Raw genomic sequence first — 16,848 nt, 5'->3', positions numbered from 1 at the left:
GTGGCACATCGCTGTCCAAGGCGTACAAGATCATCGAGCGGTTCTCCGAGGACATCGACCTCACCTACGACATCCGCAAACTGATCCCGGATCTCACCGGTGACGGGTACTTTCTCCCGGCAAGCCGCAGCCAGGCCAGCAAATGGAGCAAGGCCGTCAGGGATCGGCTCCCCGACTGGATCGGATCGACCGTACAGCCCCATCTGCAGGCAGCGCTTGAGCGCGAGCGACTTGGGGCAACGCTGGAAATCGCAGGCGCGGAGCACGACACACTCCAACTGCACTACCCGGCAATCAAGCAGGGCACTGGGTATGTTTCACCCGTCATCACGCTGGAGTTTGGTGGCCGCGCCACTGGGGAGCCGCATGGCGTGCTCCCCATCACCTGCGACATGGCCGGTCATGTCGATGGCGTGTCGTTCCCCCAGGCACTGCCGCAGGTGATGGGTGTGGCACGGACCTTTTGGGAGAAGGCGACAGCGACACACGTCTACTGCGCGCAGGGACGAATCCGAGGTGAGCGGTACGCGCGCCATTGGCACGACCTGGCGGCCATCATGCGCAGTGAACACTTTGATGCTGTGATTGCTGATCGCGCCGTGGCTCGGGAGGTAGCGGAACACAAGTCCTGGTTCTTCAGCGAGAAGGCCGCCGACAACAAGACCATCAACTACACCTTCGCCGTCCTGGGCGCGTTGCGGATCGTGCCCGAGGGGGGCGCACGAGACGCGCTGGCCGCTGACTACGCCAAGATGCTGGAGGACGAGGTCGTGGTGGGTGATGCCCTGCCCTTCGATCAACTGATGCAGGCCTGCGCCCAGGTGCAGGCTCGGGCCAACGCTGCCGCTCGGACATAAACCTGGTCGTTCGATAGCGACGCCAATCTCGAATGCGCCCGCGGTGCTGATTCAAAGTATCCCCGTAGGAATGGTGTTGAAAACACCCATTATCAATACCGACGCGCCGGCCAGAAAAATCCGCCGGCTTTCATACAAGTATGGGTGCGGCGCGGGCTCTGTCGTAATATGTATGTATGACCACCTTTGCCGAAACCCTCAAAAAAGAGATCGCCCGCGTGGCTCGCAAGGAACTGCGCGAGGAGATCACATCGCTGCGCAAGCTCAGCACGACCCAGCGTTCCGACCTCTCGGCCTTGAAGAAGGAGGTCAAGTCGCTTCAGTCGAGTCTGAAGAAACTGGAGAAGTTGCGCGCGGCACCCTCCTCCTCTGGCTCCTTGACCAAACCTTTGCCGGCGGTCAAGCCCACTCCCGATACACCCCGGGGAAAACCAGGTCGCAAGGTGATGTTCACTGCGGAGCGTCTGAAAGCCCAACGCGCCCGACTCGGCTTCACCCAGGAACAAATGGGACAGCTGCTGGGCGTCTCTTCCTTGTCAATATGGAAGTGGGAGTCCGGCGGCGCCTCGCCAAGGGCTGCGCGTGTCCCGGAAATTTTGGGAAGAATTGCAATGGGCAAGCGTGAAGCCTTGTCGCTCATTGAACAGCACGCGGCCTAAAGAACCCGCTTTAGGTCGAATAAATGCGCTCTGAGAACTAGGCATCGTGCATCACCATACGGTGGGCAGGCTTGCACCTGCCCACCTTCTTCATCAGCGCAGAGACACCTCAACACCGTTCTCAGGCTGAACGCCGCCGCCCAAGAGCGGGACGACGAGGACGCGGCCGGGAAGCAACTTTTGAAGTAGCGCGTGGACATCTTTGAGCACTTCCAACTTGACCCCCTCCTCAAGGTTCACGGTGAGAACGATGCGCTCGTTGTGTGGCATTTCGATCCCCAATGCTGCACGCCCGGTCAGCCACGCACGCTCCACACCAAGCATCAGCAAACCCGTGGCGACGCCGGGCGTGTTCTGAAACATCTCGATCCGCTTTTCGATGCGCAGCTTTTGCAGCTTACTCATCATAGAGACCGAGCTGAGATAGGCCGTGGAGATGTCCTTGCGCCAGTGGCCCAGAGCCTCTGACACCTTCTTGTACGCGTGGTCAACCAGTTCACGGTTCTGTTTGAACCACGCTGGCGTCTCCTCACCCTCGGCTGGCGGGCGGTGGCCAGTGATGTCCTCGAACATGTCTGCTGCGAACTGGTGACGCAGGCCGTGACTCGAGACCCCCATAGCCTTCTGGTTGATGCCGTACTTGCGCAGCACGTGGTAGTACTTGGTCCGCGCCTCTTCCATCGTCATGCGCTCGTAGCCCATCTCACCTTTGTTGTTGTGCTTATCAGCCCAGGCGCGCGCGCGCTCAAGAACATCGCGCTGTTTGGCTTGCTTCACAGGATCCTTCATGAAGGGCACAAAGCGGCCCAAACCACCCTTCGTGCCCAGATTGATCGCAATGCCATCACGGCGCTCGGCCTCACGCGGGCGAAAGCAAAGCGCCTCTTTGACGCGCAAGCCGAAGTGCAGTTCGAGCTCGAACAGGATGGCCTCCTGAGGGTTTTCGACGGCGACCACTTCGATGATCGCTTGGGCATCCACCCCGGCCGCCTTCCAGCTCTTGCTGCCGTGAGTCACCTGCGCACGCGTCACGGCGGATTTTTCAACACCTTTCGCCTCCAGTGCCACGTAGAGCTTTTCGCGCTTCGGGATCGCTTCCATCTTGCCGATGAGTTCGCAAAACTTGCGAATCGCCGACAACTTGTTTTGAATCGTCGAGCTGCTGTGACCCAGATCATTTGCCCAGTACGCAGTTAGCACCACAGCGTGACGCTGCCCAATCTCGTCGATGCGCTGAATAGGCATGTTCAGCTTTCGCAGATCCTGAATGATGTTCATCAGAGTGCGTCCGAACGCCGTGCGAGTCTTCTCAGCGACGACTCGTTTGCGGCCGGTGAAGGACTGAAGGTCCAGATCCTGCAGAAAATACGTCATCTGCCGCCGCGGGTCGTTGGGATGCGCCTTGATCGCTTCTTGGGCGCGCAGCTGTGCACTGCCCGGGCCGCCCCTGGTGAGCGTTTCCGCACGTGACTTCACTTGGTGTGCGCGACGTTTGCCGCGACCATTGCCTGATGCTTTCGCCATTTCTCTTTCTCCTGTTGTGACTTTCGTCGTGATGAGGGTTAACACCTGCGGGCGCCCAACGCACCCGCATGCCTAAACCTTCAGGCAGGCCCAAACCGCCAGATCGCTCTGGCTTTTCATTCGTCTTTTTGCTACTGGTCGCCCGGTACAAGGCCCCTGGGCATGGCACGTCAGTCTTCGGTGATTTCCGTTTTTCGTTAGCAAGCTGTCCTGCCGGCACAGGTGGAATCCCCGTGTGACCCCCATCCTTGCTGGATGAGCACCCCAACGCAGTTACGGCGTTGGGGGGGTACTGTCTTTTTCAGACAGAGCCATGTGGGCTGGCTAGACCGGGGTAGTTATTCACTACCCGGGTGAACTCACTTCACCGCCAGACTGATTTGGCGGCGTTGTCCTTTGCTGCTTGTCCAACCTGCCCCTTTTTAGGCCCTGAGGGCTCCCGGCTAACGCGCCAGGCGGGAGGTACTTGTGACAAACCACCCGCAGGTAGTCGTCAGTGCAAAGTCAAAACGTGAGTTGATCTATACGCTTACGCGTCCACACCCGCTCCGTAGCTCAGAGCGTTGGCTGGCGGCTTCCAAGAAGGAAGGCCTGGTTGGCTTGCTGCGGGCAGTCCCCATTCGGGGTCGCCACTTCTGAACCGCGTCGCGGGCTCAGCAGCTGGTCGTTATTCGACCTGTTTTGCGGCGCTCCATACAGAGCACCGTCTTGGTTTGCGACTTCCAACGTGGGAAGTCGGCTTGTTGCCTTAGGACACTCATGGTGAAGCGTCGGTTAGCAGTTTTCCCTGTGTAGGGAGTGGGACATCACTGGGATGTCTAAGTACCAGAGGTACAGGTGAGCGAATAGTAGATGCTGTTTGCAGTCTTGTCTTGTGATGCGGACCAGTTGGGGACAGATACCGCTCAACGCAGGCTGCCCGAGCCCTTGTCCACAGATGGCAAAACACTCTCCCGCAGCGTGTCATTCATGCCAAAAGGCAAAAAAGTCATTTCAGATCAAAAGCCTTCATATCACTCTGGTTGCCACCACTCCTGCAGACACACAAAGTGGGTTGGGTGAAAGGGCCCTGTGGATATCTCGCCATCAACACGGTACTTGAACGCGTAAAACGATTCTTCGATTGAGGAAACAAGAAGTGGCAGCCCTGCCCTCTAGCTCCCTACATCAATAGAGCCACCTGATTGCGCGTATCCACACGAAGGTTCACACCGCAGTGAGGCGCGATTCTCTAGCTGACCCACACGTTGTGACCGCCCATGGCCACTCGTGGCCTCACTTTCGAAGAAGCCAGCTTCAGCCCTGCGTGCGCACTGCGCGTCGTAGCCGCAACTGGCCTGCCATGGCCTCCTACGGCCCCTACCCTGACGTGGTTGCCGGGACTCGCCTCCCGCGCGGATGCTTTGTGGCCGCCAGTGACCTCAGGTGGCCCGCCCTGGCCACTACAACAGCGTGGACAAGGGTTCGCTTCGCAAGAGTTGCAGTTTGTGGCCTGCACTGGCCCGACTTGGCCTCCCGTGGCCAGCAACTGGTCCGCATCGCTTGCAGAGGTGCGAAGGCCCCAACAGAATTCCCAGCAGCACAATTTTGTGCAGGCAAGAAACCTGGAGAGACCTATGAAACGCGACGCACATCTGATCACTGTTCCCGCACGAGCCATCGACGTGGGCTACGCCAATACCAAGTTCACCTGTGGCCACAAGGTGGCACGAGGTGTCCCACTCATCCATGCGGACCTGTTTCCGTCGATCACCGCCACCTTACGGGCAGGCGCTACTTTCCGACATGCCCCCGGCACCCTTGGAGCCGACGGCTGCATCAGCGAAATCAATGGGGTGCCTCACTTTGCCGGTCGTGGGGTCGAGATGCACCTCAAGGGGCTCCAGCCACGGCACGTCATGAAGGACTACTGCACCTCTCCCTCCTATCTCGCGCTCATGCGGGGAGCCATGCACTACATGCTCAGTGACGAAGGGAATCCGAAAGAGATGACGATTCAGCACCTGACCGTAGGACTCCCCCTCAACACCTTTGACGCATACGGTGACCACCTGCGCGAGCTGGTCATCGGCCGACACGCACTGAACAGCCCAAATCCTGAAGTGGGTGCAAGGCACGTAACGGTGCTGGACGCCTCCGTCATGGTGCAACCCCTAGGAGCCCTTTACTACTACGGCCTCACGCACAAGGACTTCGAGATGAGCGGTTGGAATCTCGTGGTCGACGTGGGCGGCGGAACGATTGACTTTCTGGCGGCCTACGACAAGGTCCCCAACTACGAACGGTCGGGTGCTCATCCAGAGTCGATGCTGGCGTGCGCGTACGAAGTGGCCAAAGCGATCAATCCGGAGCTCAAGAATCAATACGGTGTGATTCAGGCGATTGACCTGGCCATCCGCGACAACCGGGAAACCGTTCGCATTGGCGGCGAGGACTACGAAATGGCCCGATACAAGGGTGCCATCAACGAGGTCCTGCGCAGGGGTTACGAGGCAATGCTAAACACGGTGGGCGCCTTGAATGACTTTGACAACATCTTGGTCTGCGGTGGTGGTGGTGCGGTGTTCTTTGAATTTCTCCGTGAACACGCACCCGGACTGCGGCGCCGCCTGAAGATGGATGGTGGCTCAACCTTCTCCAACGTGCGCGGCTTCCAAGTAGTCGCCGACTACGCTGCGAATGAAGCCTACGCGAACGGTTGATCAAAGGGATCACACCATGGCGCAACGAAAACGATCACAGAATCCAGACGAAGCTCTGCGGGTCCGAGTCACGATTCCCCCCGATGGAGTTGGAGTCCTGGACTATCTCAAGGGGATCAGCCCTGCAGGTCTCAACATGGAGATCCTGCAGTTGGTCCACTTGGGCTACCAGTTCCGAATGGCCATGGGCCGCTGGAGCTTGCCGCCTTTCGGCCAACTGCATCCCACGCCAACTGCAGTTAAAGCGTCAGTCGCTCCCCTGAATCTATCGGTTCCCACTGGCGTACCTGAAAACATCCAAGTCAATGCTGCCAATCCCTTGGAGGAAGGAGCATCCGTTGCCAGCCCGTTCGATGCAAGCTTTAAGAGCATATTCGGACCCGCGTACGAACGAACAAGGAACCGAAAGGCGTCGGCCTGACTTGGCCAGGAGTGGGATGAAGTGACGTAGTCACCATCAGCTCGATCAACAACAGATCGTGGTGAGGTGAATACTTCAGGGTGACTCTTCACTGCAACCCATACAAGTACGCTTGCGCCGATTCTCCTCTGCAAGCCTTGCAATTTCTCTGTTCAACCAACGGATTCCACAAATGGCCAACAGGATTCCAACAAGCATGAATACCTTGAGCAGATCTGGCGCCGACATTTGAACTCCTGGTTGAACACAATCGTTGAAAAATATTCTAGGCGTCCATGCTCAGAAAGCAAGCTGAGCGCAGCGGAAAAGCGTGCTCCTGCGAATGTCATCGCAACTTGGTTTGTTGAGCATTGGCAACGGGCCCCTAGATTTTCCATTCACCCGATGTACTCCGCTCGCCAGCGGCCTGCAGGGCGAGCTGCAGTCGACGAAACATTGTCCGCGCGGCCTTGACATCAGGGCCTCTTGTGCGAACTTGGTCTGACCAATCCACACGCAAGAGGAACGAATGACTCCCACTCACCAAGAAGCGATTCGCGCCACGGCGTGGCGCCGCAGCCTGAGACAGCACTTCGACGTTGCCGCGCTGAATCGATCTATGACCAGGGCACCCCACTGGCTCTTAAAGTCAGTGTGCGGACGCAACCTGCTCGTGCAGAAGCTGCGTCAATTGCGGCCCGGCCTGGCATTCTCGTTCTGGGCGACCAGTAGTGCTTTGGATCCCCTGCTCGAGGCCATGGTCGACGAGCTTGGGCTGCGCACGATGCCTGAACCTAGCAACCTGCAAGAGCAGATTTGCTTTCTGCGTTGGGCCCTTGCACGAATCATCGCGAGGGAACCACGGCGCTCGCTTGGCCGAGGTTCCTTCCTCACAGGAGCTCGGGTATGAACTCCACAACTTGGCTGGTGCTCGGGTTCATGATTTTTGTTGTCGTAATCGCGTTTCAAGGCAACAGCAGCGCGAGAGGCCGATCATCAAACTCCGATGACGACGATGACGATCCCTACAAGCAGATTCAAGATCAGATGGAGGAGGACCACCTGTACCGCCTCTGGCAGGACAGCGACTACTGATTCAGTCATGACAAAGTCATCACCGATAAGCCAAAGCCAAAAGGCGTGCGACTGGATTCGTGCGAAACAGTCCACCCGTCGAGCTGGAGAGATGCCATGAACGAAAAACCACAACCACCAAATGTGTGGTGTTTGAGCAAGATGGAACAAGGACGCCAAACCAGGGATGCTGGGCGTACTTCCAAGCTCACGTGCGAGCACGCTATGCATCCCAGGGTACAAGCTGCAGAGGATCTGGACCAAGTCGCAGTCACAGCGACTCGGCTGGCATACCGGCACCGCCAAAAAGTCACATTCAATGAACTCTTGGTGATCCCCGCACTGTTCAGCGAGATGGACCTTGTGAGCGTCAAAAGTGGCCCAGCTCTATCACCGCGCTCAACACATTGGGACTTGGTTCAGGATGGCCTGCGACATTGGGCACCCGAAGGCGTTCGCACAAATGTCCTGCGCCGGCTACCGTGGGTTGCAGAGCTTGAGCACTGGGGGCCTGAGACCACCCGCTTCTTGCTGGAACACGCGCTGCCCGGAGGTGCCACGTTTCAACATAGGCTGGCGCTTCAGGCACATCAACCCGAAAACAACTCAGCGCTGCGCGTCGGCTTCATCCTGCTCGTGGCAAGCAGTGAACGAGGCTGGCCAAGCAGATGGCTCAGCCGTTTGCACGAAGACGAACGCCTTAGAGCTGTCCTGAAATTCGTGTTGGAGATAGACGGTGCATGCGTCGCGAAGGTAGGTCCGGTATTACCCGCCGCAGAGGCATTTTCCAAGGGAATCTGCGACTGGCTGACGCTGGAGATCGAGCTCTCAGGCCATGACACCTGGGATCTTCGTCTCGACCGATGCGATGCGGATCGCAGGTGGATCCATATCGCGCGAGCTGGCGATGCAGCGTCAAAGCTTCGCGTCCCCCTCCGGTCCCATCTGATTGGCTCGACGGGCCTGTCACGAATCGTCTCCCACCTGGGCCTGCTAGCCGCGCGCCACCCCGAGGTACGGCAGTGAAGCGCTGTCTTGAGATGTATCTGCTTGCGCTTGGCGTCTGTGGACTCTCCCTTGGCTATGTGGCCTGGCCTGGGACCGCATGGGGCGGCGCTCTCAGCATCCTGCTGCCTTTCATGTGCGGACTTCAGCCGACGCGTCTGCGAGCTTTAGCAATCTCTGCTGGCTATTACCTTGGCGCGCTGAGTCCCTATGCGATCAGCGAGCTGCTGGTCACGCAGGGCATAGATGGGTGGGAAAGGCTGGTGACCACTAGCCTGGTTCTGGCCTTCTCTTCGGCGGTATGGTCGCTCAATGGTGGCCACCACCCGACAGCATTTCGACCGTTCATCACATTGTTGGGCGTTTGGTTCGTGACACTCATCACGCCGATGGGTGGATGGGGTTTGGCGCATCCTGGCCTGGGTTGGCTCTTCATCGGCAAAGGGGGAATGGGCGCGCTGACCTTTGTCGTTGCTGGCGTATTGACCTCGCTGCTGGTCACCGCCATTCGCAGAGAACGTGAGCAGCAAGCACCGGTGAGCGTGATCTCCGGGCGATCGCTCGCCTTTGCCATCTGCACCACTGTGATATTGGGAGGGACCTTCGATCAGACGGCCGCGCCGAGCCACGCAGGTCCGGTCGCAGCGATGCCGACCAATCGATCTCAGGTGGAGCTTCAAAGGTCCGACATACAGCGTAATCAAGCCATGCGTCTGGATGCGCTGCTCGGCAAGCTCGCCTTGGTCAATTTGCAGTATGAACCGATCCTGCTGGTGTTCACACCCCAGTGGCACTTCGGGGTGAAGCTTTCCACAGAACGGGAGGCGGTCCTAAAGGAACTTCGTACGGCAGTGACTCACCACAAGATCGGGCTAGTAGTGAACTTGGCCACTGCGATCTCGGAACCCTCGCCAACAAGTTCTTCGGACTGCACAGCTTTGCTCCCGAATACGGTGGCCATCTCAATCACGATGCTGAATCGCGTCTGCAATGTCGAGGTGATAGCAATAAACTCATCTGTTCGAGAGAACACTGGCCGTGCTGCCGATCGACCGCCGCTTCCACGCTTTGAAGTTGCGTATCAACGTTGGCCGCAGTACGAGTTGAAGCCGTCTCTGGAGCTCTGGTCTTCACTCGCGGCATCGGGCAGTCAGGCGCGTATCGTCGTTCTCAGTAACCCGGGCGATATCCCTTGGATGGCCCACACCATCCGTTTTGCAGCAAAACACGTGCTTTCCGTCGCCTGGGCCACGCGCAGCGGCGCTGTCATTGGCCACCCAAATCAACCAAATGTGGAAGTCGGAGGACTGTAGCCCAGCGCTTGCATGACCGCTTTGATGGCCGGCTGCACCCCAAAATAGTTTATTAGCATCGATTGGAGCGTATTTTGGCTTTCGGCGGTCTGCCGGTAACCTATACATTCCTCAAACATGAGGCGAGCATACGCAAGACGCAGGTCTTGATAGGTTATCTGCATTGAACTGGTAGAGATATAGTGGACTGCGAGCGTACGCTCAAACCTTCGATAGCTCTGATCTTTAGACAAACCTTCATATCTCATTGTATTGCCGGAAATTTTCACTGAATGTTGCAAACAGCGAGAGTAAACCTTACATTGACGATGTAGCGAACGGGGCAACTTCGCAAAAGGGACTAAACGTGACCGCCCATTTGTTTCCCTCGATTTGATAAGCAATCCATCAGGCGTAATTGATTCGAGCGGCTTAAAGTTCAGAGCCTCGGATAGCTCAAGACCAGACACCAGCATCAGCTCACACAACAACGCCTCATGAGGGCTAGTTGTTGCCACCCTCGCTATTAGTTCTTCGCACTCGGCTATGAACTCTCTTGAACTTGCCCTTGCCCTTGCCAGCCAATCTACAACTGACATACATCTGGTGTTCTCAACGTCGGGATTGCGCATGGCCCTCTGTCGCTTGGGATTCTTCGGGATATCGTCTTGCATTTGAACTGTTCCAGTGCAGTAGTTGGGGGTAAAAAGAGCCTAGGCCCTTGAAAGCACCTCAACATTAATGCCCTTCCCTCGTCACGCTCCCCCGCCTAACGCGGGGAGAACCCACCGATATCGACCCCCTGTTGATTAAATTCACTAGAGCTGCATCGTTTCGACGTACAAAATTGAACGGGTGAATGTCAGATGCCCGCGCTGGGCGCGAGAGGACGGATTGACACTTCTGTCGCTAGTTCTGAACCATAAGAGAGTCTCTCGATCGACTGCTACGCCCATACGCCATGTCCACGCCCATGTTTTCCTCACACGAGCCTCGACCATGACTTCAATCACGCTCAAAAAAATGATCTTGACACCGCCGTTGGGTCGATTCTCACCGTGACGAAAGACGAGCAAAACGCGTCCGCCCAGCAACGAGTCAGGAACACACCGGGGCACACCGAGTTCCCCCGCAATCACTGCCTTAACCCGGAGGATCGGATGTACCGCCTCCTTGAGGTGAACATGGAAACCCTGAGCGGCGCTGCCCGTCAATCCAAGCGCCCTACACGCCGGCTGGCAACATCACTTGCGCAACTTCTGGGGCATCACGTGTCGACCAAGCAGGTGCACACGTTGGTGCTGAGCTCTCTAGAAAGCAGTGCTCTCATGGAACCTTGGAATAGCTCTAGGACAAAGCACCTCAATGAAGTCGCTTGTTCAGCGCGTGTCGTGTTCTTAGGAGCAGCTGGCAGTCGTCGCTGACAAGGGTAAGTGCGCGGGACTGGTCGGGATCGATTGACCAGGTTCGGTCTGCCCAATACATTTCTAGTCACCGTACGAGAGTACGTGAAGGCACATGCCTTCCTTCAACTTGAGTTCACCGTTAATGATGAGTGAACTCTGCATGGATCAGCGTTGTGACAAGTCTCGAATGAAAAGACTGGTCATGGTCGTCTGATTGATTCTGATCTGACCAAGATACCTAGGTCGGCGCACGCAAGTGCGTGAAGGCGAAATCCTTCAATCATCGCGAGCTACAGCCATTCACGCGCCAGCTCCGCACCGGCCGCCTTCTGCGCAGGCCACACAGGCATTTTCCGTTCCGCTCTTCGCAAAGCGGGCTGTTCATTTTTTTCCTTTTCATCATTTGGGCAAGTTGTCTGTGCCCAGGCTCGGCTTTGCCTCACTGAGGCGCTTGCGTACTGCCGCGCTCTTGACAAGTGACTGACCTATGCAATCTTGATCAGAGAGAACCACACATGAAAGAAAAACCACGGCACGACTTCGACGATGAGCTCCCTCTGTACTGCATGAACCGCCAGCGTGCCATTCAAGCACTTTGCGTCAAGCCAAACTACTTCGACACGCACATCAGGCCGCGCCTGAGAACAACAAAGCAAGGCACTTCTCTCCTGTTCCTTTGCGAAGAAGTGAAGGCAATTGCATACGAAATGTTCAATGCACCCGGCACTGAGTTCCCTCGCGCCGACGACACGCAAACCAAACCTGAGAAAACGAGTGCAACACCATGGGAAAAAAATCAACCGGCATCTATCAACGTCAAAACGGTAGCTGGGTCGTCGACAAATTCGTCGAAGGCGTTCGTCTTTACCAAAGCTTTGAATCGTATGAAGACGCAGAAGCGTGGCTCACCCGGGAACTAGAGGTACTACGGCAGACGCGCGTCCATGGCGGCACCCCGCAGATCACCTTCGACCAAGCAGCTGGACGCTACATTGAAGAGAATGTGCATCTTCCGTCAGTAGAGTCATCTGGCTATCACCTGAAGGCGGTGATGCCGTACGTTGGCGACCTTCTGCTTGAGCAAGTTCACTCCGGAACACTGCAGCCTTTCATCGATGCTCGACGCAAGGCAAAGATCTCACACAAAACGATTAATCTGAGCTTGGGAGCGGTGCGTCGAGTGCTCAATCTGGCAGCGGGCACATGGCGCGACTCCGAGTCGGGCAAGCCTTGGCTGGCCTCGGCCCCACTAATCACCATGTTGCCTTTGACAGGTTATCAGCGGTCGCCGCGACCGATCACCTGGGACGAGCAGGAGCGTTTGCTCAAGGAGTTGCCGAAACATCTTCACGACATGGCGCTGTTTATCCTGCACAGTGGCGTACGAGATGACGTGGTTTGCAATCTCCAATGGGATTGGGAGATCCCAGTACCGGAGCTCAACATCTCTGTGTTCGAGACTCCACCAGAAAACGTCAAAGGTCGCCGCACTTCAAAGCTGGTGGTGTGCAACCGCATTTCTCAGGCGGTGATTGAGGAAGCACGAGGACATCACCCTACCCACGTTTTTGCAATGTCTTGGCGCCACCGTGAACTGGGCCCAATTAAGGCAATGAACAACAGTGCGTGGCAGGCAGCACGCTCAAGAGCAGCACTGGGCGATCTGCGTGTCCACGACCTTCGACACACCGTGGGCATGCGACTGCGTGAGGCAGGAGTCAGTGAGTCGACTCGACGAGACGTGTTGTGGCACAGCAATCGCTCCGTCACCAACCACTACTCAATGGCCCAGATTCGAGAACTTCATGAAGCTCTGGAGAAGATCACACAGCCGACCAATGGCTGGAACAAGAGCCTCCAGGCGCTGAAAGCGGAGCATGCGGTGCGGAAAGCTGGCACACGGACTTGAGCCTCGGATGCTGATGATCAATTCCGAGTCCCGCAAAAGTCCCGCAGCAAAGAAAAACGGGCTAGCTCTTTTGGAGCTAACCCGTTGATCTAGAACGATGTTCTGGTGCGGCTGGCAGGAATTGAACCCACGACCCCTTGGTTCGTAGCCAAGTACTCTATCCAACTGAGCTACAGCCGCGAAGCCTCAGATTGTAGCAGCAATTTTTACGCTGGTAGGCCGTGTTGGACTTGAACCAACGACCAAAGGATTATGAGTCCTCTGCTCTAACCAACTGAGCTAACGGCCCGGAAGCGGCGATTGTAGGTGCCGCGCCGAGCACCATTTCATTCACTTGTGGTGGCTGAGCGCATTGCCCACCAGCTTTGACGTCACGTCCACGATCTGGATCATGCGTTCATAGGACATGCGCTGCGGCCCGATCACGCCCAGCGTGCCAACCACCTGCCCATCCACCTCGTAGGGCGCGGTGACCACGGAAAGATCTTCGTAGGGCACGACCTGACTCTCACCACCAATGTAGATGCGAATGCCATCGGCCTGGGCAGAGACATCCAGCAGACGGATAAGCTGGGTCTTCTGCTCGAACAGATCGAACATGCGGCGCAGGTTGCCCATGTCGCTGGAGAACTCGCTCACCGAAAGCAGGTTTCTCTCGCCAGACACCACCACCTCGTCCTGGGCCTGGCTCGCCTCGGTGCCGATGTCCACGGCCATTTTCATGAGCTCGGCGATCTCGCCGCGCAGGGCATCGACCTCGGTGCGAAGGCGCTCGCGCACCGCTTCCATGGTGAGGCCGGCGTAATGGGTGTTGAGGAAATTCGACGCTTCGAGCAACTGGGACTGGGTAAAACTCACCTGGGTGTGGATGATGCGGTTCTGAACCTCCCCATCGGGCGAGACCAGGATGACGAGCACCCGTCTGTCAGAGAGGCTGAGGAATTCGATATGGCGAAACACCGAGGTGCGACGAGGTGCCATGACGACGCCGACGAACTGAGACAGGCTCGACAGCATCTGCGCGGCCTGGCTGATGACCCGGTGCGGCTGGCCAGCGTCCAGGCCCGGGGCGGTCATTTCGCTGACGGGCGACAGTGATTCGCGCCGCACGGTGAGCATGGTGTCCACGAAAAGCCGGTAACCCTTTGCGGTGGGTATGCGGCCGGCCGACGTGTGCGGGCTGGCGATGAGGCCCAGTTCTTCCAGGTCGCTCATCACGTTGCGGATGGTGGCGGGCGAGAGTTCCATGCCCGCGGCCTTGGCGAGCGTGCGCGAGCCCACGGGCTGACCGTCGGCGATGTATCGCTCGACGAGGGCCTTGAGGAGCAACTTGGCGCGGTCATCCAACATCGTTTCATTTTAAGGAAGGTCGGTGGGCTCCAACCGGCGAAGTACGAGGGTTTTCGGGCAATCCCCCACAAACAAGCTATGTTGTAATTTGCCGCATGAGCCTGCCCCCCGAGACCCGGTCCGCGCCTTCCGCCAAAGACCATCCCCTTCGATTCGCGCACGTTGTCGTCATCGGCAAATACCATGCGCCGGGCGCGCGCCACGCGGTGGAGGAGATCGCGAACTTCCTGCTGGAAGAAGGGTGCGACGTCTCGTTGGAACAGGAAACTGCCCTCAACACCGGCTTGCTGCAGTACCCGGCCCTGGACGTTCCCGCGATGGGCGAGCACTGCGACCTGGCCTTGGTGGTGGGTGGCGACGGCACCATGCTGGGTATCGGAAGGCGTCTGGCACGCTACGGCGTTCCGCTGGTGGGCATCAACCAGGGTCGTCTTGGCTTCATCACCGACATTCCTTTCGACAGCTACCGGGACAAGCTCCGGCCCATCCTGCATGGCCATTTTGAGGAAGACCCGCGTGCCCTCATGGCGGCCACGGTGTGGCGCGACGGGCGCTGTGTGTTCGAGGCCACCGCACTCAACGACGTGGTGGTCAACCGGGGCGGCGTGGCCAGCATGATCGAGCTGCGCGTCGAGGTCGACGGTCACTTCGTGGCGAACCAGCGGGCCGATGGCCTGATCATTGCCTCACCCACCGGATCCACCGCCTACGCGCTGTCGGCCGGCGGGCCCATGTTGCACCCCTCCCTGGGTGGCTGGGTGATGGTGCCCATTGCACCCCACACGCTGTCGAACCGGCCGGTGGTTCTGCCTTCGGACTGTGAGATCGCGGTCGAGATCGTTTCGGGTCGCGACGCCAGCGCCAATTTCGACATGCAGTCGCTCACCAGCCTGCTGCACGGCGACCGAATCGTGGTGCGCCGCTCCGAGCACGCGCTTCGCCTGCTGCACCCGTTGGGCTGGAGCTATTTCGACACCTTGCGCAAAAAGCTGCACTGGAACGAGGGAGCATGACCCGATGAGCCTTCGACGCATTGTCCTGAAAGACTTTGTCATCGTGCAATCGCTGGACCTGGAACTGGAGGGCGGCTTCGGCGTGCTCACCGGCGAAACCGGCGCCGGCAAGTCCATCCTGATCGACGCGTTGCAACTCGCTCTGGGTGCCAGGGCTGAGAGTGGTGTGGTGCGCGAAGGCGCGGCACGCTGTGACATCGCGGCCGAATTCGACGCGCCGGCCTCGCTGGGGCCATGGCTCGAAGAGCAGGGTTTCCCCATCGAGGACGGCTTGTTGTTGCGCCGCACGGTGGACACCGATGGTCGCAGCCGCGCGTGGATCAACGGCAGCGCGGCCACGGTGGCTCAACTCAAGACACTGGCCGATGGTTTGGTCGACATCCATGGCCAGCATGCCTGGCAGAGCCTCACCCGCGCCGACGCAGTGCGCGAGCTGCTGGATGCCTACGCCGGCATTGACACCGCGCCCGCCTCCAGAGCCTGGACCCAATGGCGCCAGAGCCGCAAGGCGCTGGATGCAGCCATCGAGAAGCAGGCTACGCTGCAACAGGAAAGCGAACGCCTGTCCTGGCAGATCGCCGAACTCGACAAGCTCGCGCCACAGATCGGCGAGTGGAGCGAGCTCAACGCACAGCACGGTCGACTCGCGAACTCGCAAGCGTTGATGGAAGCGGCCCAAACCGCCATCAACGCGCTGGACGACGACGACACGAATGCGGCTGGCCTCATCCATCGCGCGCTGGCAGCGCTGCAGGCCCAGGCCCATATCGAACCGCAGTTCATCAGCAGTGTTGAAGCGCTTGAAGGCGCGCTGGCCCAGGTGCAGGACACGGTGCATGGGCTGCACCACTACGTGCGCCACGCTGATCAGGATCCGGGAAATCTTGAGGCCCTGGACCAGCGCCTCGCGCTCTGGGTCTCACTGGCACGCCGCTACCGGCGCGCACCGGAGGAGCTGGCCGAGGTGCACGCGCAATGGAAGGAAGAGCTTGCCCGCGTGGACCAGGCGCTCGACATCGACGCGCTGCAGAAGGCCGAGCGGAGCGGCTGGAAAGCGTTTTCCGCCGCGTTGCAGTCGGTTTCCAAAGAACGTCAGAAGGCGGCACCCAAGCTTTCCAGGGCGGTCACTCAGACCATGCAGACCCTGGGCATGCAAGGCGGTACCTTTGAAGTGGCGCTGTTGCCGCTGGACGAGCCCCAGGCGCATGGCGCCGAGCAGGTGGAGTTCCGCGTCGCGGGTCATGCCGGCGCCACCCCCAAGCCAGTGGGCAAGGTGGCCTCGGGCGGCGAACTCTCGCGCATTGCGCTGGCCATCTCGGTCGTCACCAGCCGCCTGGGCCAGGCGCCCACGCTCATCTTTGACGAAGTGGATTCGGGCATCGGCGGCGCCGTTGCGCACACGGTGGGCCAGTTGCTGCGGCAGCTTGGCAAAGACCGTCAGGTGCTGGCCGTGACACATCTTCCCCAGGTGGCCGCTTGCGCTGACCACCACCTGCTGGTCAGCAAACAGGCCGTGGGACGGCAGACCCAGAGCACGGTGGCGCCCATCGAACACGAAGTTAGGGTCCGCGAACTCGCCCGCATGCTGGGCGGTGGCGAGCAGTCGGAAATTTCGCTGGCGCATGCGCGCGAGATGTTGACCACCTGAGTGCCCACT

The 16,848-nt window shown here is 58.7% G+C and carries 12 protein-coding genes and 2 tRNA genes; 9 read left to right on the top strand and 5 right to left on the bottom strand.

Annotation, left to right across the window (positions count from 1 at the left end; all coding sequences use genetic code 11):
• Window positions 1-857: nucleotidyl transferase AbiEii/AbiGii toxin family protein (locus CAP37_RS17825; protein WP_086125535.1), on the top strand; the 857-nt coding region annotated here is incomplete at its 5' end.
• A gap of 176 nt (window positions 858-1,033) precedes the next feature.
• Window positions 1,034-1,516, top strand: coding sequence for a DNA-binding transcriptional regulator (locus CAP37_RS17820; protein ID WP_086125534.1), 483 nt, complete (start codon window positions 1,034-1,036; stop codon window positions 1,514-1,516).
• Window positions 1,517-1,609: 93 nt separating this feature from the next.
• Here CAP37_RS17820 and CAP37_RS17815 read toward each other — a convergent pair whose 3' ends face one another.
• Window positions 1,610-3,040: an integrase domain-containing protein gene (locus CAP37_RS17815; protein ID WP_086125533.1), complete on the bottom strand. Its 1,431-nt coding sequence runs from the start codon at window positions 3,038-3,040 to the stop codon at window positions 1,610-1,612.
• 1,616 nt (window positions 3,041-4,656) lie between these two features.
• Between CAP37_RS17815 and CAP37_RS17810 the strand changes: the two genes are divergently transcribed.
• From CAP37_RS17810 to CAP37_RS17785, 4 genes are all read left to right on the top strand, one after another.
• Window positions 4,657-5,742 carry a plasmid segregation protein ParM domain-containing protein gene (locus tag CAP37_RS17810; RefSeq protein WP_086125532.1) on the top strand — a complete coding sequence of 362 codons (1,086 nt, stop codon included), beginning with the start codon at window positions 4,657-4,659 and terminating at the stop codon, window positions 5,740-5,742.
• Between the two features lie 1,306 nt (window positions 5,743-7,048).
• Entirely contained in the window at window positions 7,049-7,237 is a 189-nt protein-coding gene (locus tag CAP37_RS17795; RefSeq protein WP_056269337.1) for a hypothetical protein, read from the top strand.
• 96 nt (window positions 7,238-7,333) lie between these two features.
• Window positions 7,334-8,242, top strand: coding sequence for a hypothetical protein (locus tag CAP37_RS21590; protein WP_143435972.1), 909 nt, complete (start codon window positions 7,334-7,336; stop codon window positions 8,240-8,242).
• Entirely contained in the window at window positions 8,239-9,534 is a 1,296-nt protein-coding gene (locus CAP37_RS17785; protein ID WP_143435971.1) for a hypothetical protein, read from the top strand. The genes CAP37_RS21590 and CAP37_RS17785 overlap by 4 nt, the downstream gene beginning before the upstream one ends.
• On the opposite strand, the gene CAP37_RS21585 is transcribed toward CAP37_RS17785, so the two are convergent.
• Entirely contained in the window at window positions 9,504-10,187 is a 684-nt protein-coding gene (locus CAP37_RS21585; protein ID WP_143435970.1) for a hypothetical protein, read from the bottom strand. The two genes, CAP37_RS17785 and CAP37_RS21585, sit on opposite strands and share 31 nt — an antisense overlap.
• 1,516 nt (window positions 10,188-11,703) lie before the next feature.
• On the opposite strand from CAP37_RS21585, the gene CAP37_RS22085 reads away from it, so the two are divergent.
• Window positions 11,704-12,828, top strand: coding sequence for a tyrosine-type recombinase/integrase (locus CAP37_RS22085; RefSeq protein ID WP_056269345.1), 1,125 nt, complete (start codon window positions 11,704-11,706; stop codon window positions 12,826-12,828).
• Between the two features lie 103 nt (window positions 12,829-12,931).
• On the opposite strand, the gene CAP37_RS17775 is transcribed toward CAP37_RS22085, so the two are convergent.
• From CAP37_RS17775 to hrcA, 3 genes are all read right to left on the bottom strand, one after another.
• A tRNA-Arg gene (locus CAP37_RS17775) sits at window positions 12,932-13,008 on the bottom strand.
• 32 nt (window positions 13,009-13,040) lie between these two features.
• Window positions 13,041-13,117, bottom strand: a tRNA-Ile gene (locus tag CAP37_RS17770).
• A 41-nt stretch (window positions 13,118-13,158) separates the two neighbouring features.
• Window positions 13,159-14,178, bottom strand: coding sequence for a heat-inducible transcriptional repressor HrcA (gene hrcA / locus CAP37_RS17765; RefSeq protein ID WP_086125530.1), 1,020 nt, complete (start codon window positions 14,176-14,178; stop codon window positions 13,159-13,161).
• A gap of 95 nt (window positions 14,179-14,273) precedes the next feature.
• On the opposite strand from hrcA, the gene CAP37_RS17760 reads away from it, so the two are divergent.
• On the top strand, window positions 14,274-15,191 hold the full coding sequence (locus CAP37_RS17760) for an NAD kinase (protein ID WP_086125529.1): 918 nt from the start codon (window positions 14,274-14,276) through the stop codon (window positions 15,189-15,191).
• Between the two features lie 4 nt (window positions 15,192-15,195).
• Entirely contained in the window at window positions 15,196-16,839 is a 1,644-nt protein-coding gene (gene recN / locus CAP37_RS17755) for a DNA repair protein RecN (protein ID WP_086125528.1), read from the top strand.
• Window positions 16,840-16,848 lie beyond the last annotated feature (9 nt).

This window comes from Hydrogenophaga sp. IBVHS1 (assembly GCF_002127265.1).
Lineage (GTDB): Bacteria > Pseudomonadota > Gammaproteobacteria > Burkholderiales > Burkholderiaceae_C > Hydrogenophaga.
Note: the sequence above shows the minus strand (reverse complement) of the source record. Positions and strands in the feature narration are given on the sequence as shown.